Raw genomic sequence first — 26,196 nt, forward strand, 5'->3', positions numbered from 1 at the left:
TACCGGGGGGTTGTATCAGGACCAGGATGCGCGGGCGCCGCCGCCCTAGCCTGGGGGCATGAACGACAGCAACGAGCTGGGCGCGTTCCTGCGTGCCCGCCGCGACCTGGTGCGGCCCGAGGACGCCGGCCTGAACCCCGGAGGGCACAGGCGGGTACCCGGGCTGCGGCGGGACGAGGTGGCGCAGCTCGCCGGGATCTCCGCCGAGTACTACCTGCGGCTGGAGCAGGGACGCGACCGGCACCCCTCGGCGCAGGTCCTCGACGCCCTCGCCGGAGTATTGGGGCTGCAGGAGCAGGAGGTGGCGCGACTGCGGCACCTGGCCCGGCCGGCCCGGCGGCGCACCGCACGGCGACGGCCCGAGCGGGTGCCGTGCGGGCTGCGGGAGCTGGTGATGTCCCGCCTGGACACCCCGGCCATGGTCCTCGGCCGGTACAAGGACGTGCTGGCCGCCAACCGGCTCGCCACCGCCGTGTACGGCCTCACCTGCGGCTGCAACATCCTGCACTCCGCCTTCCTGGACCCCGGCATCCGGGCCCTGTACGAGGACTCCTGGGAGAGCTGCGCCCGCAGCCTCGTGGCGTCGGTGCGCGCCCTCACCGGCCCGGAGATCCGCGACCCCTACCTGGCCGAGCTGGTCGGCGAGCTGTCGGTGCGCAGCAAGGAGTTCCGCCGCCTGTGGGCCCGCCACGACCTGCGGGACCGCTCCAGCGGGCTCCTGCGCCTGCGCCACCCCCAGGTCGGCCTCATGGAACTGAACTTCGAGAAGCTCTCGGTCCCGGGCACCGACGGCCAGGTCCTCATCATGCTCCACGCCGCCCCCGGCAGCCCTGCCGCCGAATCCCTCATCCTGCTCGGCAACCTGACCGCCGACACCGCCTCCGGCCCGGCCGCCGCCCCCCTGGCCACCCCCTGAGCCACCGGCGTCCGAACCGTTCCCTTCCCGCCGGTTCCTCATGGCCCGGGCTTCCGTACGATGATGGCGTGCGCGGCCTCGTTCGATCCCTCTGGGACGAGCCCCCTCCCCCCGACCCGCCGCGACGGGTCTGGCGGGACTGGGTGCTCGTGGGGCTGCTCGTCCCGATCGCGCTGATCGAGGGCGTCGTACGGCCCGACCTGCCGCACCGCGTCCTCGCCGTGGCCCTCACCGTCGCGCTGGTCCCCACGCTGCTGTGGCGCCGCACCCACCCCCTGCGGGTCATCCTGATCGTCTTCGGGTCCTCCACCACCGCCGCGCTGCTGGCCGGCGGCGACCAGGTGGGCACCAACACGCAGGCGTACCTGCTGCTGGTGGTGTACGCGCTGTTCCGCTGGGGGGCGGGGCGCGAGGTGGTGATCGGGCTCGCCGTCATGGCCGCGTCGGTCGGCCAGGCCATCGCCGGCGGCCGTCTCACGCCGCCCGACGCCATCGGCGCGTTCGTCGTCATGTTCGCCGCCGGCGCCCTCGGCGTGGCGCTGCGTTACCGTTCCCGGGCGCGGAACCGCGAGATCGACCAGGTCAAGCTGCTGGAACGCGAACAGATCGCCCGCGACCTGCACGACACCGTCGCCCACCACGTCTCGGCGATGGCCATCCGCGCGCAGGCCGGCCTCGCCACCGCCGGCAGCAGACCCGACGCCGCCACCGACGCGCTGCGCGTCATCGAGGCCGAGGCCGCCCGCGCCCTGGACGAGATGCGCGCCATGGTGCGCGTGCTGCGCCACGACCAGCCGGCCGACCTGACCCCCGGCCGTCGCCTCGCCGACCTCCACGAGCTCGCCGGGCAGGGCCGCGGCGGGCCGTCCGTCGAGGTCGAGATCTCCCCCGGGCTGGACGACCTGCCGCCGTCGCTGACCGCCGCGATCTACCGGCTGGCCCAGGAGTCGATCACCAACGCCCGCAGGCACGCCCGGCACGCCACCCGCGTCGAGGTCCACGTCACCGCCGACGACACCTCGGTGCGCCTGCGCGTCACCGACGACGGCGACGGCGGCCCGGCCGCCTCACCCGGCGGGTACGGCCTCATCGGCATGCGCGAACGCGCCGCCCTGCTCGGCGGCACCTGCGAGGCTGGCCCGGACCCCGGGCGCGGCTGGACGGTCACCGCCGTGCTGCCCCGGGCGGCGGCATGACCATCCGGGTGCTGGTCGCCGACGACCAGGAGATCGTCCGCACCGGGCTCGCCATGATCCTCGACGCCCAGCCCGGCATCGAAGTGGCCGGCCAGGCCGCCGACGGGCGGCGCGCCGTCGAGCTGGCCCGCCGCCTGCGCCCCGACGTGTGCCTGTTCGACATCCGCATGCCCGGCCTCGACGGCATCGCCGCCACCCGCGCCCTCGCCGGGCCCGGCGTCGAGAACCCCTTGGCCGTGGTCGTCATCACCACGTTCGACCTCGACGAATACGTCTACGCCGCGCTGCGGGCCGGCGCCAGGGGGTTCCTGCTGAAGAACGCCGGCGCGGCCCTGCTCTCCCAGGCCGTGCACGCCGCCGCCGAGGGCGACGCGCTCATCGCCCCGAGCGTCACCGCCCGCCTGCTCGACACCTTCGCCCGCACCGGGCCCTCCTCGTCGGCGGCCCGCCCCGTCGAGGAGCTCACCCACCGCGAGGAGGAGATCCTCACCGCCGTGGCCCGCGGCCGCACCAACGCCGAGATCGCCGACGAGCTGTTCATCTCGCTCAGCACCGTCAAGACCCACGTCGCCAGCCTCATGGCCAAGCTCGGCGCCCGCAACCGCGTCGAGATCGCCATGTGGGCCTACCAGACCGGCCGCGTGAGCGACGAGCGCCGCTGACCCGGCCGATCGGCGGCCGATCAGGCGTACTTTCGGCCGATGAGCCGCGAGGCCCGCCCTTCCTAACCTCAACTCGTGAGGCCCGGAAAAAAGGGCCACGTACCCCACGAGGAGATCGCGATGAGAGCGTTCGTCTTGCCTTCCTACGGCTCGCCCGACGTGCTGGAACTCACCGACGTCCCCACACCCGTCCCCGGGGACTCGCAGGTGCTGGTCCGGGTGCGCGCCACGTCCGTCAACCCCTACGACTGGCACCACATGCGAGGCGAGCCGTACGCCGCGCGGCTGGGAGGCGGGCTCGGGCGGCGCGCACCCAAGCTCTCCATCCTGGGCGCCGACGTGGCCGGGGTGGTCGAGGCGGCCGGGAAGGACGTGACGGCGTTCCGGCCCGGCGACGAGGTGTACGCGCTGGTCGAGCAGGGCGGTTTCGCCGAATACGTCTGCGTCGAGGAGAGCGTGCTGGCGCCCAAGCCGAAGAACCTGTCGTTCGAGCAGGCGGCCGCGGTGCCCCTGGCGGGCGGCACCGCCCTGCTGGCGGTGCGGGACGCGGGCCGGGTCCTGCCGGGGCACAAGGTCCTCGTCAACGGGGCCTCCGGCGGGGTGGGCACGTTCGCGGTGCAGCTCGCCCGGGCGATGGGCGCCGAGGTCACCGGGGTGTGCGGCCCGCGGAACGTGGACCTGGTGCGGTCGATCGGCGCGGACGACGTCATCGACTACACCACCCGGGACTTCACCCGGACGGGACGCCGGTACGACGTGGTGCTGGGCATCGCCGGCACCCGCACGCTGCCGTCCTGCCGCCGGGTGCTGACCCCCAGGGGCGCCTACGTGATCATCGGCGGGGCGGGGGGCCGGTGGCTGCAGCCCATGGGATACATGTTCTCCTCGCTCGCGACGGGGGCGTTCATGTCGCAGCGGGTCGCCATGGTCGACGTGGTCGGGTGCACCCACACCAAGGAGAACCTGATGACGCTGAGCGAGTTCGTCGAGGACGGCAGGGTCACCCCGGTCGTCGACCGCCGCTACCCGTTCGAGGAGATCCCCGAGGCCGTCCGGTACGTCGAAAAGGGGCACGCGCCGGGCAAGGTCGTCGTCACGATCTGAGTGCCGCCGTGAGGTCGTCCAGGTACCCGGCGACGGGGCCCAGGCTGAGCAGGCCGCTTCCCGCCCCGGCGAGTTCCCCCGCCGCGGGGGCCAGCTCGGCACGGGCCCGCTCGGCGGTCTCCCGGTCCCCGACGGCGATCGCCGCGCGGGCGGTCAGGCACCACATGGCCTCGAACAGCAGGTCACGGGGCGGGTCCGGGACGGCACGCAGCGCCGCCGCGGCGTCACGGGGCCGTCCCCGCGCCAGCAGCACCAGGGGGCGGGCCCAAGGTTCGTACGGGCCCCAGCCGGCGTCCTCGGCAGGGGCGGCGCCGTGGCCGGCGCGGTCCCGCCGCAGGCGCACCGACAGCAGGGCGAGGGGCAGCAGGCCGCGCTCCAGGCCGGGCATGCCGGCGCCGTCGAGGCGTGCGGCGGCGGCGCGGCAGGCGGCCTCCTCCTGGGCCGCGGTGACCGTGTCGTCCACGGTGAGGCGCAGGGCGCGGTACCACTGGGTGAACACACCCGCCAGGGGCAGCTCGTTGCGCCGGGCCAGGCGGTCGGCGGCGGACGCGTGCCGGTCGGCCGTCGCGAAGTCCGCCAGGGCGGCGCGGGCCTGGACGCGGATCAGGTGGCCGAGCACCTCGTAGGTGACCAGGCCGTGCCGCGCGGACAGCGCGACCAGCTCGGCGCCGATCGCGTCCCGCTCGGGGGCCAGGCCCGCGCGGTGGAAGGTCTGCATGAACAGCCCGTTGAGGGCGAACGCCAGCAACGCGGGGTCGTCCAGGCGCCGGGCCAGCCGCTCCGCCTCCCGGGCGGCCCGCGGACCGCGGGCGTCCCGGGTGCCGCGCGACTCCACCGCGACGGTGGCCAGCAGCCGGGTCCGCGCCGCCTCGTGCCCGCCGGGCGGCAACGCCGCCAGGGCCCGCTCGGCCGCGGCCACCACCCGCGCTGCCTGGGCGGGGTCGTCGGCCCGGGTCCAGATCGCCGGGACGTCGTACGCGCCGATCACCCGGGCCGTCAGCTCCACGTCCCCGAGTTCCTCGGCCGCCGCGATGGCCGCCACCCGATGCTCGCGCGCCGCCTCCAGCCCCCCGCCGCCGGTCACCGCCAGGTTCCGCAGCAACCCCACCGTCGACTCCAGCCGCGCCCGCGCCCCCGAGGCCACCGTGCGGTCGTACACCGCCGCCGCCCGCGCCCACACCCGCGCCGCTCCGGCACCCCCCTCGGCGTCGCCGGCCGCCTCCACATGGTCCAGATGCGGGGCGTGGCCGAGGATGTCGGCCTCCAGGCGGCGCAGCCGGGGCCCCGGGTCCACCCCGAGCTGCTCGACCAGCAGCGCCCGCGCCCGGCGCAGCACGGCGAGCGCGTCGCCCTGCCGTCCGGTGCGGTACAGGGCGAGCGCCAGCAGGTGCCAGGCGTCCTCGCGCCAGGGGTGCTCGGCGGCGTGGGCGTCCAGGTCGGGCACCGCCTCGGCGGCCCGGCCCAGCGCCAGGCGCGCCCCGGCGTGCCGCTCCACGGCGTGCAGCCGCAGCTCGGCCAGGCGGGAACGCTCCGCGCGGGCCCAGTCCTCGCCGGCGAACTCGGCGTAGGCGGGGCCGCGCCACCACCCGAGGGCCTCCTCCAGCACGGCCAGCCCCTCGGCGGGCGGCAGGTCCGCGGCGCCGGCCACCGCCCGCTCGAAGCGCCAGGCGTCCACCGCGTCGGGCTCGGCGCGCAACGCGTACCCCGGGCCCTCGGTGACCAGCAGCCGGGCGGGCGTCCTCGCGGCGCGGCCCGGCTCGAGCGCGCGGCGCAACGCGGCCACGAAGGTGCGCACCGCGCCCACCGCGCCGGGCGGCGCCTCCGCCCACAGGTCGTCCACCAGGCGGGTGACGGGCACGACCCGGCCGCGGGCCACGACCAGCCGGGCCAGCACCGCCCGGTGACGCGGCCCCTTCAACGCGATCGGGTCCCCGGCGTCGCCCCAGGCCGTCACCGGACCCAGCACCCCGAACACGACCCCCACCTCGACCGTCCCTTCCAGGGCCCCGCCGGCCCCCGGTTCACGCTATGCCGTGCTCATCGGTTGCTCATCCGGGCCCGGCAGGCTGAGGACCACCCCCCGCCACCCACCGGAAAGGAACATGATCATGACGCCTGTCATCCCCGGCTTCACCTACCACGAGATCCCCGTGGCCGGCGGCGTGAGCCTGCACACCGCGGTCGGCGGCTCGGGCAGCCCCGTCGTGCTGCTGCACGGCTTCCCGCAGACCCACCTGATGTGGCGGCACGTCGCCGCCGACCTGGCGGACAGCCACACCGTGATCTGCCCCGACCTGCGTGGCTACGGCGCCAGCGGCAAACCCGCCGAGACCGGTCCCGACGTCTACGCCAAACGCACCATGGCCGCCGACGTCGTCACGCTGGCCCGGGCGCTCGGGCACGACCGCTTCGCGCTGGCCGGGCACGACCGCGGCGCCCTGGTCGCGTTCCGCGCCGGGCTCGACCACCCCGAGGCGATCACCCACCTGGCGTGCCTCGACGTGCTGCCCACCCTGGACATGTGGGAGGTGATGCACGGCAGGACCGCCGCCATCGGGTTCCACCTCTATCTGATGGCCCAGCCGCCCGGCCTGCCCGAACAGATGATCACCGCGAGCGCCGACGCGTTCTTCGGCCACTTCCTCGACATCTGGGCCGGCGACCCCGGCGTCGTGCCACCCGAGATCCGCACCGCCTACCTGGACGCCTGCCGCGCCGCCGTCCCCTCGATCGTCGCCGACTACCGCGCCTCCGCCGGCGTCGACGCCGAACACGACCACGCCGACCGCGACGCCGGCAACCGGCTGCGCATGCCCGTCACCGTCCTGCAGCAGGACTGGGGCGCCGCCCTCGGCTTCGACGCGGCGGCCCTGTGGGGCGCCTGGGCACCGGATCTGCGGCACGTCACCGTCACCACCGGCCACTTCATGGCCGAGGAGTCCCCGGCGGACGTCACCAAGGCCCTGCGCGACCTGCTCACCCGCCGGCCGGGTCCCCATCGTCCGGAGCCGTGATCACATGGCCGGGAAAGGATTGGACGGGGTGACGCCCGGGCTTGTAGCTTGCGGTTGACCGTGACACCGGCCGAGGAGGTGAGACCCATGAACGTTGGATCGATGTGGGTGCTCCCCCTTCCCGTCACGGCCGGGCGATCGACCTAGGTGTCGCCGGGAGCGCCGCGCCGACAAGGCACTCCCGAAAGGCAACACCTATGCATTCTCAGCAGGTCACCGCCGCGCCGCCGTCCAACGACAGGGCCGGGCGCGGCTCCACGGCAGGCGACGTCCCCGGAGTTCTCGGGTCGCCGGCCTCCGGCGCCGATCGCCCGCACCCCGTCTTCGATGTGATCATCGCCGGGTGCGGGCCGACCGGTGCGACGCTGGCCGCCGAACTGCGGCTGCACGATGTGCGGGTACTCGTCCTTGAGAAGGAGACCGAGCCCGCGTCGTACGTCCGCATCGTCGGTCTGCACATCCGCAGTCTCGAGCTGATGGCGATGCGCGGACTGCTGGACCGCGTTCTCCCGCATGGACGACGGCGTCCGGCCGGCGGTTTCTTCGCCGCCATCCCCAAACCCGTGCCCAAGGGCCTGGATTCCGCGTACGCCTATCTGCTGGGCATCCCGCAGCCGGTCATCGTCCGCCTGCTCGAAGAACATGCGATCGAACTGGGTGCGCAGGTCCGGCACGGTCGCGCGGTCACCGGTCTCGAGCAGGACGACGAGGGGGTGACCGTCGAGCTGGCCGGCGGGGAACGGCTGCGTACGCGTTACCTCGTCGGCTGTGACGGCGGGCGCAGTACGGTGCGCAAACTGCTCGGCGTCGGCTTCCCCGGCGAGCCCGCACGGACCGACACGCTCATGGGCGAGATGAAAGTGGGTGCACCGCAGGAGGAGATCGCCGCCAAGGTGGCCGAGATCAGCGAGACCCACAAGCCGTTCTGGCTCCGGCCCTTCGGCGAAGGCGTCTACAGCGTCGTGGTCCCCGCCGCGGGAGTCAGCGACCGCGCGGAACCGCCCACCCTCGACGATTTCCGGCAACAGTTGCGCACCATCGCCGGAACCGATTTCGGTGTGCACTCCCCACGCTGGTTGTCCCGCTTCGGGGACGCCACCCGGCTGGCCGAACGTTATCGGGCCGGGCGGGTGCTGCTGGCCGGCGACGCGGCACACATCCATCCCCCCATCGGCGGACAGGGCCTCAACCTGGGCGTGCAGGACGCGTTCAACCTCGGCTGGAAACTGGCCGCGCAGATCCGCGGCTGGGCCCCGGAGACACTGCTGGACACCTACCAGGCCGAACGTCACCCGGTCGCCTGGGACGTGCTGGACAACACCCGCGCCCAGCAGGAACTGCTGTCCGCCGGACCGGGCCCGCAGGCCGTGCGCAGGCTGCTCACCGAACTGATGGACTTCGACGAGGTGAACCGCCATCTGATCGAGAAGATCACCGCGACCGGCATCCGCTACGACTTCGGCGAAGGCCCCGACCTCCTCGGCCGCCGCCTGCGCGACATCGACGTGAAACAGGGCCACCTCTACGCCCTGCTGCACCGCGGCCGCGGCCTGCTGCTGGACCGCACCGAACGCCTGACCACCGGCGGCTGGTCAGACCGGGTCGACCACCTCGCGGATCCCACCGCGGACCTGGACGTCCCGTGCGTCCTGCTCCGCCCCGACGGCCACGTCGCCTGGATCGGCGACGATCAGCAGGATCTGGACGCCCACCTCTCCCGCTGGTTCGGCAAGCCGACGGGCTGATCGACCGCGACGACCTGTTCCCGCGACGACCGCGGCGGCCCACCCTCCCGGGCGGGCCGCCGCGGCGCACCGTCATCCGGAGGACGGGCATGTCGCCGGCCAGATCGTGCTGACCGCCGAGGCCGGTGCGGGCGCGGATCTCCACGGTTTCGTCGGCGGGTTCGGGGACGTCGGAGGGGGTGAGGGTGTTGCGGACGCGGCCGAGCCGCGTCCCGCGGCGACCGCGAGCTCGTGACGAAGGTTGTCGACGTACGGCGTGAGGTCCGTGACGCTGCGATGTCACACTCGTGATGCCATGACAAGCCATAGTGGCGCCACATTGGCTCCATGTGGCGCCACGCCCAGGTTCCGGCACGTAGAGGGCAGGGTGCGCGGGCGTTCATGCGCTTCGGCCCGCGGCACGCGTGGAGTCCAGGAACGCGGAGATCTGGGTGGCGCCGGTGCGCTCCAGCCAGGTGGTGAAATCCATCGCGGCGGGGTGGATCCGCCGGGTGGCGGCGATGTCCGCGCGGTAGCCGCGGTCGTTGAGCCATTCGTTGGCGTAGGCGAAGTCCTCGCTCAGGGCCCGGATCGCCTCGATCGGGATCTGGACGTAGGGCAGCGATATCCCGAGCGCCCTTCCGATGGCCGCGGCGACCTGGACCGGTGTGAGCTGGTCCGCGGCCAGGGGGACCGCCCGGCCGATCCACTCCTCGGGGTACGAGAACGCAAGCGCGGTGACGGCGCCGACGTCGTCGGCGGCCACGAGCTGCTGTACGGTGTCCGGCGCGATTCCGGTGGACAGGGTCCCGTTCCGCAGCGCGTAGCCGCCGGTGAAGTTCTCCATGAAGGAGACCGGCCGCAGGATCGTCGAGGGAAGGCCCAGCTTGGCGATGTGCCGCTCGATCCGCCACTTGCTGACCAGGTTCGCCGGCACCTTCTCGCCGGGATGACGGTCGGCGCCGGCGACCGAGGTGAAGACCAGATGCCCGACGCCGGCGGCGCGCGCGGCCTCGGCGACGTTCACTCCCCAGCGCACCTCGTCCTCGGTGGTGAAATCCGGCGCGGTTCCGGGCGAGCCGACCGTGGGCTGAACGCTGAACAGCCCCCAGGCGCCCTCGGCCGCGTCGGTCAAGGTGCCGACGTCCTCCATCGGTGCCCGCACCACCTGCGCGCCGGCCCGCTCCAGTGCCTGGGCCCGGGCGCCGCTCGGGTCACGGGTGAGCGCACGCACCCGCCAGCCCTCGCGGAGCAGGTGGCCCGTCACGGCCCGGCCCTGCAGTCCGGTCGCTCCCACCACCACGACGGTCTTGTTCGTCGGTGCCACTGTCTCTCCTCGCCTCCATGCGGAAAAGGAACCAAACCCATAAGTGGGGTGGCCCCCCGTTTAGGACTTGCTACGATATGGAGGGCCACCCCGTTTAGCAAGACGCCAGGAGGCTCCGTGCCCGAGGACGCCGCCGAGCCGCCCCGGCAGCGGATGCGCGCCGACGCCCGCCGCAACGCCGAGCAGATCATCGCCGCCGCCGGCGCTCTCATCGCCGAGCAGGGCGCCGACGTCTCCCTGGAAGGGGTCGCCCGCCGTGCCGGAGTCGGCTCGGCCACCCTGCACCGGCACTTCCCCTGCCGGCAGGCGCTCCTGGAGGCGGTCTTCAAAGACCGGGTGGAGGCGCTGTGCGCCAAGGCCGGCGACCTGCTCTCCCACCCCGATCCGGGAGAGGCGCTACTCACCTGGCTCCGCGCCGTCGGCGCGCACGCGGTGGCCAACCGAGGGCTGGGCGCGTCACTGATGCGCGGCGGCGATCCGACCTTCGGCGATACCTGCCACGACATGATCATCAAGGCGGGTGATGCCTTGCTCACCCGAGCGGGAGACGCGGTGCGCCCTGGGATCGCCGTCACCCATCTGCTGAAGCTCGTCAGCGCCATCGCCCTGGCGACCGAGCGGGACCCCGATGGTCCCGCCGAAGCCGACCGCCTGCTGGCGATCGCCATCGAGGGCGTACGCGCACGCTGAACCCGGCTCTCGCGAACGAGCGATTCCGAGGAAAGATCTACCATCGCGAATCCGCAGACGCGCATGGCCGCGGCCTGGACGGGCTCTCGTCCGCGCTCGCGGACGCTGCGGCACGTGCGCCGGCACTTCGTCACGAGAGCGTCGTCCCGTTTAGGCCGAGGTCGGTCAGCTCGTAGGTGACGGTGACGGGCACGGTGGGGGTCACGGTGCGGGTGAGCAGGCCGTCGCGTTCCAGGGCCCGCAGGGTCTTGGTCAGCATTTTCTGGCTGACGCCGGCCAGCAGGCGGGCGAGCTCGGAGAAGCGCATCGCCTTGGGGGTGTGCGACGCGCTCCGGCGCGCCGGAGCACCCCAACCAGGACGCCGCCCGCCGCGCCGAGACCGCGCCGGCGCAGCGCCCGTTCGCGGTGCTGTTCGGGTGCTCCGATTCCCGGCCGGCCGCCGAGATCATCTTCGACCGGGGACTGGGTGATCTGTTCGTGGTCCCACGGCCGGGCACGTGGCCGGCACCGAGGTGCTGGGCAGCGTCGAATACGGGGTGAGCGTGCTGGGCCGCCCGCTGGTCGTGGTCTTGGGCCATGACTCGTGCGGGGCCATAGCAGCGGCCTGTGCCGCCGCCGACGGCGGCAGCACCCCGGCCGGCGTCGAGCTGCTGCTGGAGCGCTCCCGGGTTCTGGCCGAGCGGGTGGCCGATGGCCGCCTGGCGGTGGTGGGCCTGTCGTATCGGCTGGTCGACGGCAGTGCGCGGCTGGTCGCCGCGCATGGCCTGAGCGGGGCTGCCGTCTCAACACACGCCTGAATACGGTGAAAACCCGCCGCTGGGCCGCCGGCCTCGCCGTAGGAGCGACCTCATCCTGCGCGGAATGTGGCGGCAGAGAACAGTGGGGTGACAGCAAGACCTGGTGACATCGACACACTGGCCATCGATGGGGCAACCATCGACAGGGCGGTCGGGGTGCTGCGCGGCGGTGGCCTGGTGGCCTTTCCGACCGAGACCGTCTACGGTCTGGGCGCCAACGCCGCCGACGGCGCCGCTGTCGCGCGCGTCTTCCAGGCCAAGGGGCGTCCGCCCTCCCACCCGCTGATCGTCCATCTCGGCGGCGCGGAGCATCTGGGCGACTGGGTCGAGAAGGTGCCCGCGACGGCGCGCCTGCTGACCGACCGCTTCTGGCCGGGACCGCTGACGCTGGTCCTGCGGCGCGGCCGCCGGGTGCCCTTGGAAACGACCGGCGGCCTGGAAACGGTGGCCGTGGCGTGCCCGGCCCATCCTGTCGCGCTCGCGCTGCTGTCGGCCTTCGGCGGCGGCATCGCGGCCCCGTCGGCCAACCGCTTCGGCTCGGTCAGCCCCACCACGGCCTGCCACGTCCGCGCCGTGCTCGGTGATGCCGTCGACCTCGTGCTGGACGGCGACCCGTGCGAGGTCGGCGTCGAGTCGACCATCGTCGACGCCACGGGCGAGGCGCTGAGCATCCTGCGGCCCGGCGGAGTGACGCGCGAGGACCTCGAAGCGGCGCTGGGGCGCCCGCTCGCGGTCCCCGCCACGAGCCCGGTACGGGTGCCGGGCCAGCATCCCCCGCACTACGCGCCGCGTGCCCGGGTCGTCCTGGCCGAGCCCGAGAAGGTGGTCGCCGAGGCGGAACTCGCGCAGGAGTCGGGGCGTCAGGTGGGCATCCTTCTTCCCCCCGTCCTTCGCCGACGCCCGGGTGAAGGCGCACGCCGTGGTGAGGCTCCCTGCTTCGATGCCCGCTTACGCGCGCGGGCTGTACGCCTTCCTGCGCGAACTCGACCAGCGAGGCTGCGACCTCATCATCGCGTCCCCGCCAGCAGAGCAGGGGCTGGGAGCCGCGATCACCAACCGGCTGCGCCGAGCCGCCGGGCCCCGACCCTCCGGGTGACCACGGGCTGACGTCGACGGCCAGCACGATCCGCCCGCCGCGCGCGGCAACGGCAGGGCGGCCGGCGTCTGCCGCAGCCGGTTGATCTCGATGCCTTCCGTGATTGATCGCGTCGTACAACGCGCCGTGCCCACGCCGATGCTCGGGCGCCAACGCCAGCCCGACCAGCGTCTTGACCGGCCCATCGGCGCATAACATCGCCTCGGTCAGCTTAAAAGTTCATCCGCGCGGGCTGTCAGACACTCATTGGTCGGACTTCTCACCCGGCCTGGCCGACACCATCCGCGAGCACTTCCCCGATCTGCCCCCGGCCGCCGTCGCCCTCGCGCTGCGCATGTGGGGCCGCATGCACGGCCTGATCTCCCTGGAGGTCTACGGCCACCTCGGCACCCAGAGCGGCGATCCCGCCAAGCTCTACCACGCCGAGCTGCTCGACCTGCTCAGATCCCTGAGGCTCGACGTGGAGCATGCACGCCACCTGGGGACACCGCGACCATCGACCTGAACCTTTGGACGATGTGCCGCACAAGGGGCCGATGCTCCGGGATCGGGGGGCGCGGGGTTCTTCGTACCCGAACCGATGGTTACGACGCTTGCCGGTGCCGATGCCGGTAGCGCAGGGGTGCCTCGCCCACCTCGCGTTTGAAGGCGGTGCTGAAGGCGCTTTCCGATGTGTAGCCCAGCTGTGCGGCAAGTGCCCCGATCCGGACGTCGTGGTCGCGCAGCGCCCGCTGGGCCAGCAGCATCCGCCATGAGTTGAGGTAGGCCAGCGGGGGCATACCCGCAACGGAGCGGAAGCGCACGGCGAACGATGTCCGCGACATCGCCGCGGCACGGGCCAGCTCCTCCAGCCCCCAGGACCGCCCTGGTTGACCATGCATGAGAGTCAGCGCAGGACGCAGCCGGTCGTCGGTCATCGCCCGCAGCCATCCCGGTGGCAGCTCGGCTGCCTCGGCCAGGCCGAGGTAGGCCCGGAGCACCTCGAGGAGCAGCAGCTGGGCGTGCTGGCGTACTGCGAAGGCGGCCCCCATCCGCTCGCCCGTCACCTCTTCGACCAGCCGGTCGACGGACGCGCGCAGGGTGTGCGTGGCGGCATGGGAGGCTCGGATGAGCGCCACGGGAGGCAGCGCCTGTGTCAGCAGCGCCGCACCGGCCGGGTTGAGGTCGACGTGACCGCCGAGGAGGACGTCGTCCACGGCGAAGTCCGCGCCGCCGACGCACACGGCATACTGGCCCGGCTCCGGCGTGAACTCCATAGGTGGACCGTCACCGGCGCCGCCCTCGGCGCGCAGCCATGAGCGGCCGGTCAGGACCGCAACGTCGCCGGCCTCCATGTCGATCGGGGCGTCGAGCCCATCGGTCGACAGCCGGCACCGGCCGCGAACCATCATCGTCAGCTTCAGCGGGCTTTCGATGACGGACTGCGTGACCCAGTGCCCGCGCACCGCGACCGCGCCGGAGATCTGGCCGCGAACCTCGATGAGGTCGAACACCTCCGAAAAATGATCAATGACCATGTCTGAACTTTCACGAAGAAAATATGATCTGTCAAGCATTCTCCGTCCAATTGAACCTCTGCAGACTGGAGCCATGACCACTACTTTTGAACATCAGCAACCGCTCGGCTCGGGCTTCACCGCGTTCACCACCACTGATGAAGTTCTCGCCGGCATCGACCTGACGGGCAAGAACGTCATCATCACCGGGGGCCACAGCGGCCTCGGACTGGCGAGCACCGAGGCACTTAGCAAGGCCGGCGCTTCCGTCACCGTAGCGGCCCGCGACACCAACGCCGCGGCCGCCGCAGTGGCGGGCATCGACGGCGTCCAGGTCGAACAGCTGGACCTGCTCACCCCGGAGTCGATCGACGCCTTCGCCGCCGCCTACGTGAGCTCCGGCCGGCCGCTGCACATCCTGATCAACAACGCGACCGCCGTCAGCCGTGAGCTCGTCATGGATGCGCGCGGCTACGAAGCCACCTTCGCCGTCGCCTACCTCGGCCACTTCCAGCTGACGCTCGGCCTGCTCCCCGCCCTGCGCGCCGCCCGCGGCGCCCGGGTCGTCAACGTGGCCTCCGGCAGCCACCGCCTCACCGACATCCGCTGGGACGACCTGAACTTCACCGGCGGCTACGACAGCAACCTCGCATACGGCCAGTCCAAGACCGCCCTGATCCTGTTCGCCACCGAACTGGATCGCCGCTGGGCCACCGACGGCATCCGCGGTTACAGCCTGCACCCGGGCATTTCCATAGCCACCTCCCTGCACAAAAAGTCCGGATCGCTCTACGACCTGGCCCAGTTGCGGGCTCTGGGCCTGATCGGCGACGACGACCAGCCGATCATCGACCCCGAGCGCGAAAAGAAGACCCCGCGGCAGGCCGCGGCCACGATCGTGTTCGCGGCGGCCAGTCCTCTGCTCGACGGCATCGGCGGCGTCTACCTGAAGAACTGCGACATCGCCCCGGTCGACAGTCGCCCCCTCACGCCGGAGATGCTCGCCACCGGCGACATCAGCACCGACCTCGCTCCGTACGCCGTCGAACCCACCTCGGCCCGCCGCCTCTGGGCTCTTGCGGAACGTCTCTTGGCGGGGTCTGTCCAGTAAACGCACAGTCCCTCTTGGCTAACTAGACCGCTGGCCCAGGAACGTCGTGAAGATCTTGATGGGTGAGCCGGCATGAGCCGGCTCACCTCCATGCCATGCAGTGATCGGGTTGAGGATGCAGATGCCGCTGGTGCGGGCGAGTCCGAGGTTGATCAGACGGCGGAGGTCGAGGGCGGCGGCGCGGTGGTGGAGCCGGCGGTCGTAGGCGGCGGTGCCGCGGTCGGCGTGTGGGGGGCGGTGGCGTGGTCGAGTGTGCCGGCCCAGCTGGCGAGGAGGCGGAGTTTGCCGTCGGAATCAGTTGCGGGCTGGGCGCCGTAGGCGACCAGGGTGCGGCCGTCGGTGGCCAGGTCCAGGGACTCACCGCCGTGGAGATCCCGCCGCACCCGCGCCCCCCTGCTCTCGGGCTACCTGAAGGTCCGCGACCGGCAGTCGTACGAGTTAGCGCTCACCTCAGCTGCGGTCGTGCTGCATCTCACCGGCGGTACCACAGGAAGGGGACGGATCAACGGGATCGACACCCGGGCCGCCGGCGAGCCGCACCCACCTCGGCCGACCCCGCGTTTGCTGCCAGCGCCCCGAGCGGGCCGCTCACGCCGGGGTGGGCTGGCGGCGTCCGTACGGTTCGTTGCGCACCCGGTGCCGGTAGCGCAGCGGGGATTCGCCGATCTCGCGCTTGAAGGCGTTGCTGAAGGCCGCCTCGGAGGCGTACCCCAGGTCGGCGGCGAGGGCGCCGATGCGCGTGTCGTTCTGCCTCAGGGCGCGCTGCGCCAGGAGCATGCGGTAGCGACTGAGGTAGGTGAGCGGAGGCATGCCCGCCGCTGCGCGGAAGTGGCGGGCGAAGGTTGATCGGGACATCGCAGCGGAGCGCGCCAGCTCCTCCAGGCCCCACGGCGCGGCGGGCTCGCTGTGCATGAGGGCCACGGCCGGGCGCAGTCGCTCGTCGGTCAGCACCCGCAGCCAGCCCGGCGGGGCTTCCACCTGGTCGAGGTAGGCGCGCAGGACCGCGAGGAAGAGGAGCTGACCGTACTGCCGGATGGCGAAGGCGGAGCCGGTGCGGCGGCCCGCAACCTCGTCGAAGACCTGGTCGAGGATGGTGCGCAGCGGGGCCGACGCCGAGGCCCTGACGACTCCCACCAGCGGCAGCGTCTGCAGCAACAGCTCCTGGCCTGCCGGGTTGATGCCCACGGCGATGCCGAGCACGACATCGTCGGTGGTGGGATCCGCCTCGTTGAGACCAGTGAAATTCTCCTCGGGGCTGATCCGGTGGCGTGGACCGCCCCCCTGCGGGCCACCCTCGTATTCGAGCCATGTGCGGTTGTTGAGGATGGCGACATCACCGGCGGAGAGTTCGACCGGCTCGTCGAGGCCGTCGGTCAGCAGCCGGCCGTGGCCGGACACCATGGCGATGAGCTTCATCGCGTCGTAGCACGGCGAGCGTGCCATCCACCGGCCACGGGCCGCAAATCCGCCGGACACCGCGCCGTAGACCTCCACGAGGTCAAGCACCTCGGACAACTGGTCTGCCACCTTGGCACTCTCGCACAAGAAACCAGGACTCACAAGCATTCAAAGTGCCATCCATGCTTGGCAGGCTGAATGTCACCGCGACGGTCGTCGTCGCGGCGACGACCGAAGGAAGGCATGACCATGTCACTTCAGTCCGCGGGCGAGGCCCGTACGATCATCCTCACTGGTGGCACCAGCGGCATCGGATTCGCCGCGGCCACCGCGATCCTCCGGGACGAGCACGGGCCCTGGCACCTGGTGCTGCCCGTCCGTGACGCCGCCCGCGGACGGGCGGCTGTAGAGTCGTCAGCCTCCGCCGCTGCGAGCGGGAACACGGCCGAGGCGATGCCGATGGACCTCTCCTCACTCGAGTCCGTCCGGATCTTCGCAGCGGAGCTCACGAGCCGTATGGCCTCGGAAACGATCCCACCGGTGCACGCGCTGGTGTGCAACGCGGGCGTGCAGATGGGCACGAACCTCACCCACACGGCCGATGGCTTCGAGTCCACCTTCGGCATCAACCACCTGGGGCATTTCACGCTGGTCAACGCACTGCTGCCCGTGCTGATTGCCCCGGCGCGCGTGGTCGTGACCTCCAGCGACACCCACGACCCGGCGCTCAAGCTGGGCCCCGCCCCGGCGTGGAGCAGCGCGGATGCCCTGGCGCGGGGCGAGCTCGCAGCATCGGCGAAGCCGGACAACGCGTTCGTCGCCGGGCAGCGGCGTTACAGCACATCCAAGCTCGCGAACCTCTACTTCACCTACGCCCTGGCCCGCCGCCTGCCCGAGGGCGTCACAGCCAACGCCTTCAACCCCGGCATGGTGCCCGGAACCGCCCTGGGCCGCTCACTGCCCGCCCCGGTGCGGTTCATCTCCTCGCACGTCTTTCCTCGCCTGACCTGGCTGCTGCGCCGGGTGGTGTCCCCCAACGTCAACTCGGCCGCCGAGTCCGGGGCCGCGCTCGCCTGGCTGGTAACCGCCCCGGAACTCGCGGGCACCACAGGCAGGTACTTCGACGGCCGCGCTGAGGCCCGCTCGTCGGAGGAGTCCTGCGACACCGCGCGCGCCGAGCAGCTCTGGTCCGGCAGCCAGAGGCTGACCGGCGCGCGTGTCTGAGCGAGATTTCCCTGCGATCCCCGCTGACGCTCAATGATCACCACCAAGGAGATGAGACCATGAACGACATTGCTGTGCCGACCCTTTCCACGGGCGAGCGCGACCGCCGCTGGGACCTCACCCGGGCGCTCATGGCACGTGAGGACCTGGACGCTCTGCTCGTTTTCGGCGAGCACGAGGACGCGGGGCCTGCCCAGGTCGCCTACGACACGTGGTTCACCAACGAGCGCCCCGGAACCACCGTCGTCTTCCCTCGCGACGGCGAGCCGATCGTGCACCTGCCGGGAGGGATGTTCATCCTGGACCATCTGGAGTCCAGCCGGCGTGGTGACGAATCCTGGATCCCGCCGCGGAACCTGCGCGCCTCACGCACCTCCACCGAGATCAGGGACACGCTCGCCGAGCTGGGCCTGAGCAGAGGGAACATCGGCGTCGTAGGACTCGGGGCACATCTGCCGTGGCATCCTGAAGGCATACTGCCCCACACGCTGTGGAGCCGCGTCCTGGAGAAGCTCCCTGACGTCGAATTCCGGGAGATGGACGTCGCCGCCGCCCTGATGACGATGCGGCTCAGCGACGAAGAGATTCCCCTCGTGCGGCGCTCCGCGGAGATCGGAGACGCCATGGTGCAAGCCATGGTCGATACCGCGGGCCCAGGGGTGTCCGAGGCGGAGATCTACGCCGCGGGCATGGCCGAAGGCTTTCGGCGCGGGACGCTTCCCGCGGCCATGCACCTATGGTCAGGCCGCGACCCCGTCGCCTCGGGGATACCCACATGGTGCTACCGCGCGCAGGCACCGCGCGAGCTGGCCGACGGGGACGTCATCTATGCCGAGGTGTTCTCCCAATTCGGCGGGCGCCACACGCAGCACCAGGTCACGATCGCGATCGGCGACGTGCACGAAGACTTCTGGCGCGCCGGCGACGTCGCGCAGCAGTCCTACCACGCCGGCCTGGCGACGCTCCGGCCAGGGCGGACCTTCGGCGACGTTGTGGAAGCGATGCACGCACCGCTCGACGCGCACGACGGGCAGATGTACCTCATCGCCGCTCACTCGATCAACGCTCTCCTCGCGGCCGGCAAGAACCGCGCAGACATCAGCCTGCTCCCAGGTACCGAGGCGTACCCGCCTGTGCGCGCTCACCCCACCTTCATGGCCGACCTGGTGCTGGAGCCCGGGATGTGTTTCGTCTTAGAGCCGCAGTACGCCTTCGGTCGTCACCTTGCCCACGTCGGCGGCACCGTGATCGTGACGGAGGACGAGCCCATCGCGCTCAGCCCGCTGACCCGCGAGGTGCTCCGCGCCCGGCGGTGACGAATCGTGGGCCGGGCTCGTGGCGTCGCTCCGCCACGAGCCCGCGCCTCCGCGGTGACTGGATCCACCTCGACGGCCCCATCGCTACGCCGCCGACGCGCTGGACGCGCCCACCGGCCGCGAGGTCGTCGAGTGCTGACCTGCGGAGCCGTGGACCTGACGACGGGCGAGAACACGCCCCACGGCTGCCTGTGCGTCAACGGCGTGCACGCCTGCGGGCCCGACGCGCACACCGTACGCCAGGACGCCATCGCGTCCTGGTCGGACTCGGTGGGTGTCGGTGACAGCGTGTCATCCGAGCGCTCCAGAGATCCAGTCGGCGGCCATGGCCTGCCAGCCGGGGCGGGCGTTACCGAGCAGGTGATCGCCATGTGGCAGGGTCACGTAGCGCCCGTGCGGTGCCAGGCGGGCCGGCGGCTCGCCGTTGGTCACGCCCGGGATGACGTCCTGGCCGCCGTCGATGACCAGCAGCGGGCAGGCGATCTGCGGGGCGGGAGCGGACAGGTCCACCTGGCCGGCGAAGCGCGTGCCGCTTCTTCGCCACCGGCCCGCTGGACGAGGAGCTCCCGTACGGGAGCCGGCTGGAGGCGACGCCGATGTCGGTCGAGCTGGCTCGGCTGTTACGGCGCTCGCCGAACATTCTGCTCATCCCGGGCACGTCCTCCGCCGCCCACCTGCGCGAGAACATCGCGGGCGCCGGAGTGTCCCTCTCCGAGGAGGACGTGGCCGAACTCGACGGCATCGGCCGCTGAACGAGCACCGGTTTCGGTTGTTCCCGGCTACGGATCAATCCTCGCTCTCCTCGTCGTCGCCGGCCGCCGGGTCGATCCCTGGCGGACGGGCTTCGTGACCATCACGGCCCTGGTGGCGGGGGTGTGGTGGAGGCGGCGTGGAGTTCGGCCGTGACGGCGCGTTCCCTGAGGGTGGCGGACTCCTCGCGCAGGGTGACGATCTGGGCGCGTAGGTCCTCGACGCGGGCGCGTTCCACCGCGAGTTGGGCGGCCAGGCGGTCGCGGTCGGTGGTGACGGCCTGTTCGCGGCGGTGGGCCTCGGCGGTCTCCTCGGCGGCCTGCGCCTTGGCGGCGAGGACATGGTCGGCGGCGTCCTGCTCGGCCTCGGCGGCGCGGCGGCGAGCCTCGGTGGCCTGTTCGCCGGCCTGGGCGGCTTCGGCGGCCGAGCGGGCGGCGAGGGCCATGGCGTCGGCGCGGGCCTGTTCGGCGGCCTCGGCTCGTTGCTGGGCGCGGCCGCGTTCGGCTTCGGCGGCCTGGGCGCGGGCGATGGCGGCGGCGGACGCCTGCTCGGCCTCGACCCGGGCCCGGCGCGACATCTCGGCGTCGGTGCGGGCCGTGTCACGTTCAGCCGTGGCCCGTCCGGCGCGGCGTTCCGCGTCCTCGGCGGCCGCGCGCGCCTCGCGGACCTCGGCCTCGGCCTGTTCTTCCCGTTCGGTCATGCGCCGCACCGCCCGGTCCCGCTCGGCCTCGGCGGCGCCGGCCCGCCGTTCGGCCTCCTCCGCGGCCTGGCGGGAACGCCGTTCGGTGGCGGCGGCCTCCCGTAGCGCCGCCAGCGCCTGCTCCCGCGCCGTCTCGGCGTCCCCGAGGGCGGTGTCCCGCTCGGCGAGCGCCTCGTCCATACGCCGGCGCATCTCCTCGCGTTCCCTGCGCGCGTGCTCGGTCGCCTCCCGGGCCAGCCGCACCTGCTCGAACGCCTGCTCCCGCTCGGCCCGCGCGATCGCCACCCGGGTGTGCGCCTCCGCCTGCACCGCGCTGAGCCTGGCCTCCACCCCCGCCGGGCTCAGCTCCTCCGCGAGCACCTGAGCCAATGGCGCCACCGCCGCGGCCAGCCCTTTCTCCATCCGCTCATACAGTTCTTCGGCCCGCGCCAGCGCCCCCTCCAGCCCCGGCGTCGCCCGCCGCATCTCCCGCTCCTTCTTGGCCGCCGCCTGACAGTCCTTCTCCAAGCAGTACTCCCGCGGCCTCCCCCTCCCCCCACCACGCCCGACCTCCGCCCCGCAGTGCCTGCACACCAGCACCCGTCCGCCCTCGGCCCTCACCCCGGCCTCAGTGTCAGCGGCCGTCCCCTTGCCCCGCTCGGTCCTCGTCACGATCACGGAGCCTAGCATTTTTGATTTTCTGGAAATCAAAAATCAGAAACAGCAATCCGTTGCGTGTCGTGAAGTCGAAGTAACTCACGGGAATGGGACTTCCCGCAAGCTATCTGAACGGCCAAAGACGCGGGCCGGCCTGCCCTCCCTAGGTCGGCGTTGAGCACGGCCATGACGGGATCGCCGTAGCACTCGCCGGGAATCGGGCGGATACCGCTGACCTGCGGTGAGCTTGTGTCAGGTCCTGGTCGGGAGCGCGGCGAACTCGGGGTGAGCCTGGTCGACGGCGTCAGGTAGGCCTGCGTCTTGGCGTGATGGGCGAGTGCGAGGTAGATGCTGGCCAGGCTCGGGTTCTTTCCTCTGCGCTCGCCGGTGGAATGAGCAGGTCAGAGTGGATGTCCTAGACGGACTCCCCCGCCTGCACGCCGGCGCAGCACGGTGTGCAGCACGCGACAGCACCCGCCCGGTGCCGGAGGCGATCAGCGGTCCGGCGAGCATTTCCAGGGCGATGCCGTGCGCGGTGAGGCCGGTGGTGGTCTTGGACCAGCCGTTGTCCCAGTACGACATCGTCGTCACGTTGCGGATCGCCTGACCGTGGGAGGGCGGCGCGGAGATCGACGGCAGCTGCGAGACCGCCTGGTATCCGTACTGGACCGAAGCCGGCGGTGTACCACCGTCCGTCCGGCGAACAGGCGAACAACACCGCGATCACCGACTACAACGTCCGCGGCGAGGTGACCCGCACCCGGATGCCGCACGCCGGGACCGACGGGCAGGTCGAGTACGTCACCACCGAGTTCGCCTACGACGAGGTCAGCAACCGGACCAAGGTGACCACGCCGCGTGGGGTGGAAGCGCCCGAGGCCGAGGATGCGACCGACTTCATCGCCGAGCCATCTGCAACGAGCTGAACCGCAAGAGCAAGGAGATCCACCCTTTCGATCGGGACGACCCGGTCTGATGGTGGCCCACCGGATGCGGACGGTCCAACCCGCCGACCGCATCGCCTTCCTGGACGGCGGCCGGCCGTCGAGGAGGGCCATCACGAGGAGCTGGTACGCCGCGGCGGCCGCTACGCCGATTTCCGGCCACGTTGGTGCGGTAGGCTCCTGGTAGTAGCTAGCCAAATTTGGCTAGTGAAGATCGGGAGGGTTCGATGAAGCCGGTACGGCTGCTGGTCCTGGGCGCGCTGCGCAGGCGCGGGCGCGCCCACGGCTACCAGATCCGCGCGGATCTGGAGTCGTGGGGCGCGCACGAGTGGTCAACCGCCACCTCGGGCTCGGTCTATCACGCGCTCAAGAGCATGGCCGGTCAGGGCCTGCTGGTGACGCACGAGACGGTCGCCTCCGAGGCCGGGGGGCCGCCGCGGATCGAGTACGAGCTGACCCAGCAGGGCGAACGGGAGTACCTCGACCTGTTGGGCCAGGCGCTGGCCGACCGAGAGCCGAGCCTGGACGTGCTGGGCGCCGCTGTCGGCCTCATCGAGGACCTTCCCCGGGAGCGGGCCCTGGAGTTGCTGCGCCAGCGGGCCCGCGTCATGCGCGAGTGGCGCGCGAGCATCACCGCGCACCTGCCCGAGGGCACGGATCTGGCGGCCTGGGGCCCGGTCGGCGAGGTGCTGTCCCTGTGGCTGAGCACCGCCGACGCCGGCGCCCAGTGGACCGACCGGATGATCCGCCGCCTGGAGGAGGGCGCGTTCACCATGGCCGGCGAATAGGAGTTCCCCGATGGCCGACGAGATCGCCATACCGCTGCTTCCCTGCCGCTCCATCGACGAGATGGCCGACTTCTACACGATGCTCGGTTTCCACCAGATCTACTACCAGGTACGTCCGAACCCGTACGTGTTGCTCAAGCGCGAGGATCTGCAGCTGGGCTTCTTCGGCATGCCGGAGGCGTTCAAGCCCGAAGACTCCTACGGGACCTGCGTGGTCGTCGTGCCGGACACCGGAGAGCTGTTCGAGGCGTTCGCCGCGGGCATGCGCGCGGCGCACGGCAAGCTCCTGGTCTCCGGCATCCCCCGGATGACCCGGCCGCGCAGGCGGAAGAACGACGGCAACCGCTCCGGCTTCGCCGTCATCGACCCCGGCGGCAACTGGATCCGCTTCATGGCCGCCCGCCCCCTGCCGGAGAAGGAAGAGGCCACGAGCAGGCTCACCACCTCGCTGAACCGGGCGGTCGTGATGGGCGACTCCCACGGCAGGCACGAGCGGGCGGCCGAGATCCTGGACGGCGCCCTGGAGCGGGACAAGGACACCGCGTCGGCGGCCGAGCTGCTGGAGGCGCTGGTCTACCGGGCCGAGCTCGCCGTCCGCGCCAAGGACCACGCCGCCGCCGGGCACGCCCTGGCCCGGGCACGCGCCCTCCCCCTGACCGAGGCAGAACGCGAGCAACTCGCCCAGCCCTTGACGGCCATCGACGACCTCGAGGCCGTGCTAGGTCCCTGACCGGGTACGGCGCTCGCGCGGGGCCGCCGAGCGTGGCGGCCCCGCGCGCATGTGGCCGAGGCGAGGACGGAGCCGTGGATCAGCGAGCTCTTGCCCGAACCCGCCACGCCCGTCACGACGCAGAGGACGCCGAGCGGGATGTCGACGTCGACGTCCTGGAGGTTGTGCCGGGTGGGGCCGCGGATCTCCACCTTGTCCTTGGGCGTGCCCACCTCGTCCTTGAGCGTGGCCCGGTCGTCGAGGTGGGGTCCCGGTAGAAATGAAGAAATTTCCAACGAAGTACCGCCGGACCTGCGGTAACGGTTGGCTCAGTTGTGCACGCTGCCGTGGCTCGGGTTCGTGCCCGATGACGTGACCGCGGCGCCGGCCGCGGCGGTGGCGCGGGTGGCCGAGCGGCTGGGGGTGACTCCGGCGGCGCTGAGGTTGTACGGCAAGCGCGATCAGACCCGCTCGGACCACCTGGGCCAGGTCGCCACGTATCTGGAGTGGCAGACGGCTCCGGCGGGCAGCCAGACGATGAAGGAACTGGAGCAGTTCCTGCTGGACCGGGCGATGGAGCACGACTCGCCGACGCTGCTGTTCAACCTGGCGCGCGAGTATCTGATGGCGGCCAAGGTGATCCGGCCCGGCGTGCTCATCTCGGCCAAGATGGTCGGCACGGCCCGCAAGGCGGCCTCTGATCTGCCTTCGCAGATGGTGGGGCACCTGCTGACCGGTGAGGTCCGCGCCGACCTGGAGCGGATGCTGATCGTGGATGCGGGGTTGGGGATGACCTGGCTGGAGTGGCTGGTCAGCCCGGCCCGGGACGCCTCGGCGACGTCGGTGAGGACGGCGATCGACAAGCTGACCTGGTTGCGCGCGATCGACGCCCACCAGATGGATGTGTCGGTGCTGCCGAACGAGCGGCGCCGGTTCCTGGCGCAGGTGACGCGTCGCTCGACCAACCAGGGACTGGAGCGGCGGCCGCCCCCGCCGACCCGGACCATGGCCGACCGCTCATCAGGCCGGCCACACCCGCAGTGTCTGCTCGTCGTCGGAGTCGGGCTCGCCCCGCGTCCCGACCGCCCTCAGCGCCGCCGCATACGCGGCAACCTGCTCCCCGGCATCGCTCTCGCAGGCCCGGCGAAAGCCACCAGGAGGGGCCGCTCCGTGCGCCCGCCCTCCACCACGAACCCGGCCTGGTTGTCACTGAACTCCATCAGCCCGGCGACACGCAGTGCGTCCCCGGACTCGCTCGGCATCGCGATCACGCTCGCTCCACAGCGGCCGCCGTCCTTGGCCGTAGCCGAACCTCGGCTCGTCATCGCCCATGATCCCGACCGTAGACGTCGCGCGACTGCCGTCCAGGCCCTTTGCGTCGCCGCAGGTCAGGCAAATTCGGTGAAAATCTCCCGGGACTACAGGCCAGGGGGAGCCACTCAAGATCCACTCAATGTGGGTTTTGGGCTTATGTGGGCTGACACCCAAGATGTGCGACTGGGGGACGGTCTTCGGCCTGGCTGGCCTACCACAGCAGGTGCCGGCCCTTGGCCCCACTGGCGGCTTGAGTGTGCCCCCAGGGCACGGTGTTCCCTAGTGCGTGGAACAACCATCTCCACCCAGGAGGACCGCCCGATGTCCATGCCAGGACCCGGCCAGACCCCGGCCTCGGCCGCGCGCCCGAGCTCACCGCACCAGGCTGACGACCCGGCACCCGGCCGTCACGGGCCGGGTGCCGACGGCTCCCGGCCGTTCGGTGCCCACGTCCGCATGAGCGGGTGGAAGCCGCTGGTCGTCATCGTCGTGCCGCCGGTCGTGATGGTGCTCCTGCAGATCCTGCTGTACCAGGTCGTGGGCGTCATCGAGGGCAGCGACGACCCGATGTCCGCCACCTTCACCCCGCTGAAGCTCTTGGCCGTCAACCTGAGCGTGGGCATCGCGGGCGTGGTGGCGATCCTGCTGCTGGCACGGCTGGCGAAGGTGCCGTGGCGCAGCCTGATCAGCTCGCCACGGGTGTTCGACGGTCGACGCCTGGCGCAGTACCTGCTCGGCGCGTCCCTGCTGGTGGGCGCCGGCATCGGCGTGGTGGCGCTGGTTGCCCCCGAGTCCCCCGGCTGGGTGGCGTTCGGTGTCTCCGGGACGACGATCCTCATGCTGGTGATCACCGTGCTGAGCACCCCGCTCCAGTCCGTCGGCGAGGAGCTGATGTTCCGCGGCGCCGCGCTGCCCGCCGCCGCGTCCTGGGTGCGCGCGGTTCGCCCGGCCCTCGCCGTCGGTCTGGTGGTCTCCAGCCTGGCCTTCGCGATCGTTCACGGCTCCAGCGACCCCTGGCTGTTCGGCTACTACACCTTGCTCGGCGTTGCCACGGGACTGATGGCGATCATCAGCCGCGGCATCGAGGCGCCGGCCGCGTTCCACGTCGCCAACAACGTCCTGTTCTCGAGCGTCAACGCGCTGATGGCAGACGGCGAGGGCTACACCATCGACCGGTCCACCGACACCGGTGATGCGGCCCTCCTGATCCTCGCCGCCGTCAACATCGCCATGGTCGTCCTCGTCTGGGGGCGCGAGCGACGTGCACGGAGCACGACCTAAAAT

Annotated in this window: 25 protein-coding genes and 3 pseudogenes; 19 read left to right on the plus strand and 9 right to left on the minus strand. The window is 71.9% G+C overall.

What is annotated here, in order from left to right; translation table 11 throughout:
* The first annotated feature begins 58 nt into the window (after positions 1-58).
* The 4 genes from ABGB17_RS19275 (at position 59) to ABGB17_RS19290 (ending at position 3,878) form a co-directional block, all read left to right on the plus strand.
* The gene (locus tag ABGB17_RS19275) at positions 59-916 is read left to right on the plus strand and encodes a helix-turn-helix transcriptional regulator (RefSeq protein ID WP_347631390.1); all 858 of its coding nucleotides are present in this window, start codon (positions 59-61) and stop codon (positions 914-916) included.
* Positions 917-984: 68 nt separating this feature from the next.
* Positions 985-2,112, plus strand: a complete 1,128-nt coding sequence (locus ABGB17_RS19280) for a sensor histidine kinase (RefSeq protein WP_347631392.1) — start codon at positions 985-987, stop codon at positions 2,110-2,112.
* A complete protein-coding gene (locus ABGB17_RS19285) occupies positions 2,109-2,774 on the plus strand; it encodes a response regulator transcription factor (RefSeq protein ID WP_347631394.1) in 666 nt (221 codons plus the stop codon). The genes ABGB17_RS19280 and ABGB17_RS19285 overlap by 4 nt, the downstream gene beginning before the upstream one ends.
* 120 nt (positions 2,775-2,894) lie before the next feature.
* Entirely contained in the window at positions 2,895-3,878 is a 984-nt protein-coding gene (locus ABGB17_RS19290) for an NAD(P)-dependent alcohol dehydrogenase (RefSeq protein ID WP_347631396.1), read from the plus strand.
* Here ABGB17_RS19290 and ABGB17_RS19295 read toward each other — a convergent pair.
* Positions 3,868-5,862 carry a BTAD domain-containing putative transcriptional regulator gene (locus ABGB17_RS19295; RefSeq protein ID WP_347631398.1) on the minus strand — a complete coding sequence of 665 codons (1,995 nt, stop codon included), beginning with the start codon at positions 5,860-5,862 and terminating at the stop codon, positions 3,868-3,870. The genes ABGB17_RS19290 and ABGB17_RS19295 overlap by 11 nt on opposite strands.
* Before the next feature lie 124 nt (positions 5,863-5,986).
* On the opposite strand from ABGB17_RS19295, the gene ABGB17_RS19300 reads away from it, so the two are divergent.
* Together ABGB17_RS19300 and rox are read left to right on the plus strand one after the other, a co-directional pair.
* Complete coding sequence (locus ABGB17_RS19300) at positions 5,987-6,892, plus strand: alpha/beta hydrolase (RefSeq protein WP_347631400.1); 906 nt, start codon at positions 5,987-5,989, stop codon at positions 6,890-6,892.
* Between the two features lie 197 nt (positions 6,893-7,089).
* Positions 7,090-8,637 (plus strand): rifampin monooxygenase, encoded by a 1,548-nt coding sequence (gene rox, locus ABGB17_RS19305; protein WP_347631402.1) that lies wholly within the window; start codon positions 7,090-7,092, stop codon positions 8,635-8,637.
* Between the two features lie 379 nt (positions 8,638-9,016).
* Here rox and ABGB17_RS19310 read toward each other — a convergent pair whose 3' ends face one another.
* Positions 9,017-9,943, minus strand: a complete 927-nt coding sequence (locus tag ABGB17_RS19310) for an NmrA/HSCARG family protein (RefSeq protein WP_347631404.1) — start codon at positions 9,941-9,943, stop codon at positions 9,017-9,019.
* Between the two features lie 117 nt (positions 9,944-10,060).
* Between ABGB17_RS19310 and ABGB17_RS19315 the strand changes: the two genes are divergently transcribed.
* Positions 10,061-10,633, plus strand: a complete 573-nt coding sequence (locus tag ABGB17_RS19315; RefSeq protein WP_347631406.1) for a helix-turn-helix domain-containing protein — start codon at positions 10,061-10,063, stop codon at positions 10,631-10,633.
* A gap of 151 nt (positions 10,634-10,784) precedes the next feature.
* Here the strand turns inward: ABGB17_RS19315 and ABGB17_RS19320 are convergent.
* Positions 10,785-10,949 (minus strand): annotated as a pseudogene (locus ABGB17_RS19320) (winged helix-turn-helix transcriptional regulator); the annotation flags it as partial.
* Positions 10,950-11,130: 181 nt separating this feature from the next.
* Between ABGB17_RS19320 and ABGB17_RS19325 the strand changes: the two are divergent.
* From ABGB17_RS19325 to ABGB17_RS19340, 4 genes and pseudogenes are all read left to right on the plus strand, one after another.
* Positions 11,131-11,430 (plus strand): carbonic anhydrase, encoded by a 300-nt coding sequence (locus ABGB17_RS19325; RefSeq protein ID WP_347631408.1) that lies wholly within the window; start codon positions 11,131-11,133, stop codon positions 11,428-11,430.
* 177 nt (positions 11,431-11,607) lie between these two features.
* Positions 11,608-12,249: pseudogene (locus tag ABGB17_RS19330) on the plus strand (L-threonylcarbamoyladenylate synthase); the annotation flags it as partial.
* Positions 12,250-12,370: 121 nt separating this feature from the next.
* Entirely contained in the window at positions 12,371-12,526 is a 156-nt protein-coding gene (locus tag ABGB17_RS19335) for a Sua5 family C-terminal domain-containing protein (protein WP_347631523.1), read from the plus strand.
* 172 nt (positions 12,527-12,698) lie between these two features.
* Positions 12,699-13,031 carry a TetR-like C-terminal domain-containing protein gene (locus ABGB17_RS19340; protein WP_347631410.1) on the plus strand — a complete coding sequence of 111 codons (333 nt, stop codon included), beginning with the start codon at positions 12,699-12,701 and terminating at the stop codon, positions 13,029-13,031.
* Positions 13,032-13,110: 79 nt separating this feature from the next.
* Here the strand turns inward: ABGB17_RS19340 and ABGB17_RS19345 are convergent, their stop codons facing one another.
* A complete protein-coding gene (locus ABGB17_RS19345) occupies positions 13,111-14,043 on the minus strand; it encodes an AraC family transcriptional regulator (protein WP_347631412.1) in 933 nt (310 codons plus the stop codon).
* 73 nt (positions 14,044-14,116) lie between these two features.
* Between ABGB17_RS19345 and ABGB17_RS19350 the strand changes: the two genes are divergently transcribed.
* Positions 14,117-15,133: an SDR family NAD(P)-dependent oxidoreductase gene (locus tag ABGB17_RS19350; RefSeq protein ID WP_347631414.1), complete on the plus strand. Its 1,017-nt coding sequence runs from the start codon at positions 14,117-14,119 to the stop codon at positions 15,131-15,133.
* Positions 15,134-15,285: 152 nt separating this feature from the next.
* Here the strand turns inward: ABGB17_RS19350 and ABGB17_RS19355 are convergent, their stop codons facing one another.
* A complete protein-coding gene (locus tag ABGB17_RS19355) occupies positions 15,286-15,516 on the minus strand; it encodes a hypothetical protein (RefSeq protein WP_347631416.1) in 231 nt (76 codons plus the stop codon).
* Between the two features lie 205 nt (positions 15,517-15,721).
* The gene (locus tag ABGB17_RS19360) at positions 15,722-16,660 is read right to left on the minus strand and encodes an AraC family transcriptional regulator (RefSeq protein ID WP_347631418.1); all 939 of its coding nucleotides are present in this window, start codon (positions 16,658-16,660) and stop codon (positions 15,722-15,724) included.
* Between the two features lie 120 nt (positions 16,661-16,780).
* Between ABGB17_RS19360 and ABGB17_RS19365 the strand changes: the two genes are divergently transcribed.
* Both ABGB17_RS19365 and ABGB17_RS19370 read left to right on the plus strand, forming a co-directional pair.
* Positions 16,781-17,755: an SDR family NAD(P)-dependent oxidoreductase gene (locus ABGB17_RS19365; RefSeq protein WP_347631420.1), complete on the plus strand. Its 975-nt coding sequence runs from the start codon at positions 16,781-16,783 to the stop codon at positions 17,753-17,755.
* 59 nt (positions 17,756-17,814) lie between these two features.
* A complete protein-coding gene (locus ABGB17_RS19370; RefSeq protein ID WP_347631422.1) occupies positions 17,815-19,071 on the plus strand; it encodes a M24 family metallopeptidase in 1,257 nt (418 codons plus the stop codon).
* A 291-nt stretch (positions 19,072-19,362) separates the two neighbouring features.
* Here ABGB17_RS19370 and ABGB17_RS19375 read toward each other — a convergent pair whose 3' ends face one another.
* Positions 19,363-19,581, minus strand: a complete 219-nt coding sequence (locus tag ABGB17_RS19375; protein ID WP_347631424.1) for a hypothetical protein — start codon at positions 19,579-19,581, stop codon at positions 19,363-19,365.
* An 86-nt stretch (positions 19,582-19,667) separates the two neighbouring features.
* Between ABGB17_RS19375 and ABGB17_RS19380 the strand changes: the two genes are divergently transcribed.
* Positions 19,668-19,823, plus strand: coding sequence for a hypothetical protein (locus tag ABGB17_RS19380; protein ID WP_347631426.1), 156 nt, complete (start codon positions 19,668-19,670; stop codon positions 19,821-19,823).
* 101 nt (positions 19,824-19,924) lie between these two features.
* Here ABGB17_RS19380 and ABGB17_RS19385 read toward each other — a convergent pair whose 3' ends face one another.
* Positions 19,925-21,028: a hypothetical protein gene (locus ABGB17_RS19385; protein ID WP_347631428.1), complete on the minus strand. Its 1,104-nt coding sequence runs from the start codon at positions 21,026-21,028 to the stop codon at positions 19,925-19,927.
* A gap of 809 nt (positions 21,029-21,837) precedes the next feature.
* On the opposite strand from ABGB17_RS19385, the gene ABGB17_RS19390 reads away from it, so the two are divergent.
* The 3 genes from ABGB17_RS19390 (at position 21,838) to ABGB17_RS19400 (ending at position 23,619) form a co-directional block, all read left to right on the plus strand.
* A complete protein-coding gene (locus ABGB17_RS19390) occupies positions 21,838-22,083 on the plus strand; it encodes a hypothetical protein (protein WP_347631431.1) in 246 nt (81 codons plus the stop codon).
* A gap of 245 nt (positions 22,084-22,328) precedes the next feature.
* Positions 22,329-22,889 carry a PadR family transcriptional regulator gene (locus ABGB17_RS19395; protein WP_347631433.1) on the plus strand — a complete coding sequence of 187 codons (561 nt, stop codon included), beginning with the start codon at positions 22,329-22,331 and terminating at the stop codon, positions 22,887-22,889.
* Between the two features lie 10 nt (positions 22,890-22,899).
* Complete coding sequence (locus tag ABGB17_RS19400; protein WP_347631436.1) at positions 22,900-23,619, plus strand: VOC family protein; 720 nt, start codon at positions 22,900-22,902, stop codon at positions 23,617-23,619.
* A 53-nt stretch (positions 23,620-23,672) separates the two neighbouring features.
* On the opposite strand, the pseudogene ABGB17_RS19405 reads toward ABGB17_RS19400, so the two are convergent.
* A pseudogene (locus ABGB17_RS19405) lies at positions 23,673-23,876 on the minus strand (excinuclease ABC subunit UvrA); the annotation flags it as partial.
* 55 nt (positions 23,877-23,931) lie between these two features.
* On the opposite strand from ABGB17_RS19405, the gene ABGB17_RS19410 reads away from it, so the two are divergent.
* The gene (locus ABGB17_RS19410) at positions 23,932-26,193 is read left to right on the plus strand and encodes a DUF4158 domain-containing protein (protein WP_347631438.1); all 2,262 of its coding nucleotides are present in this window, start codon (positions 23,932-23,934) and stop codon (positions 26,191-26,193) included.
* The last annotated feature ends 3 nt before the right edge of the window (positions 26,194-26,196 follow it).

It is taken from the genome of Sphaerisporangium sp. B11E5, from assembly GCF_039871875.1.
Taxonomy (GTDB): domain Bacteria; phylum Actinomycetota; class Actinomycetes; order Streptosporangiales; family Streptosporangiaceae; genus Sphaerisporangium.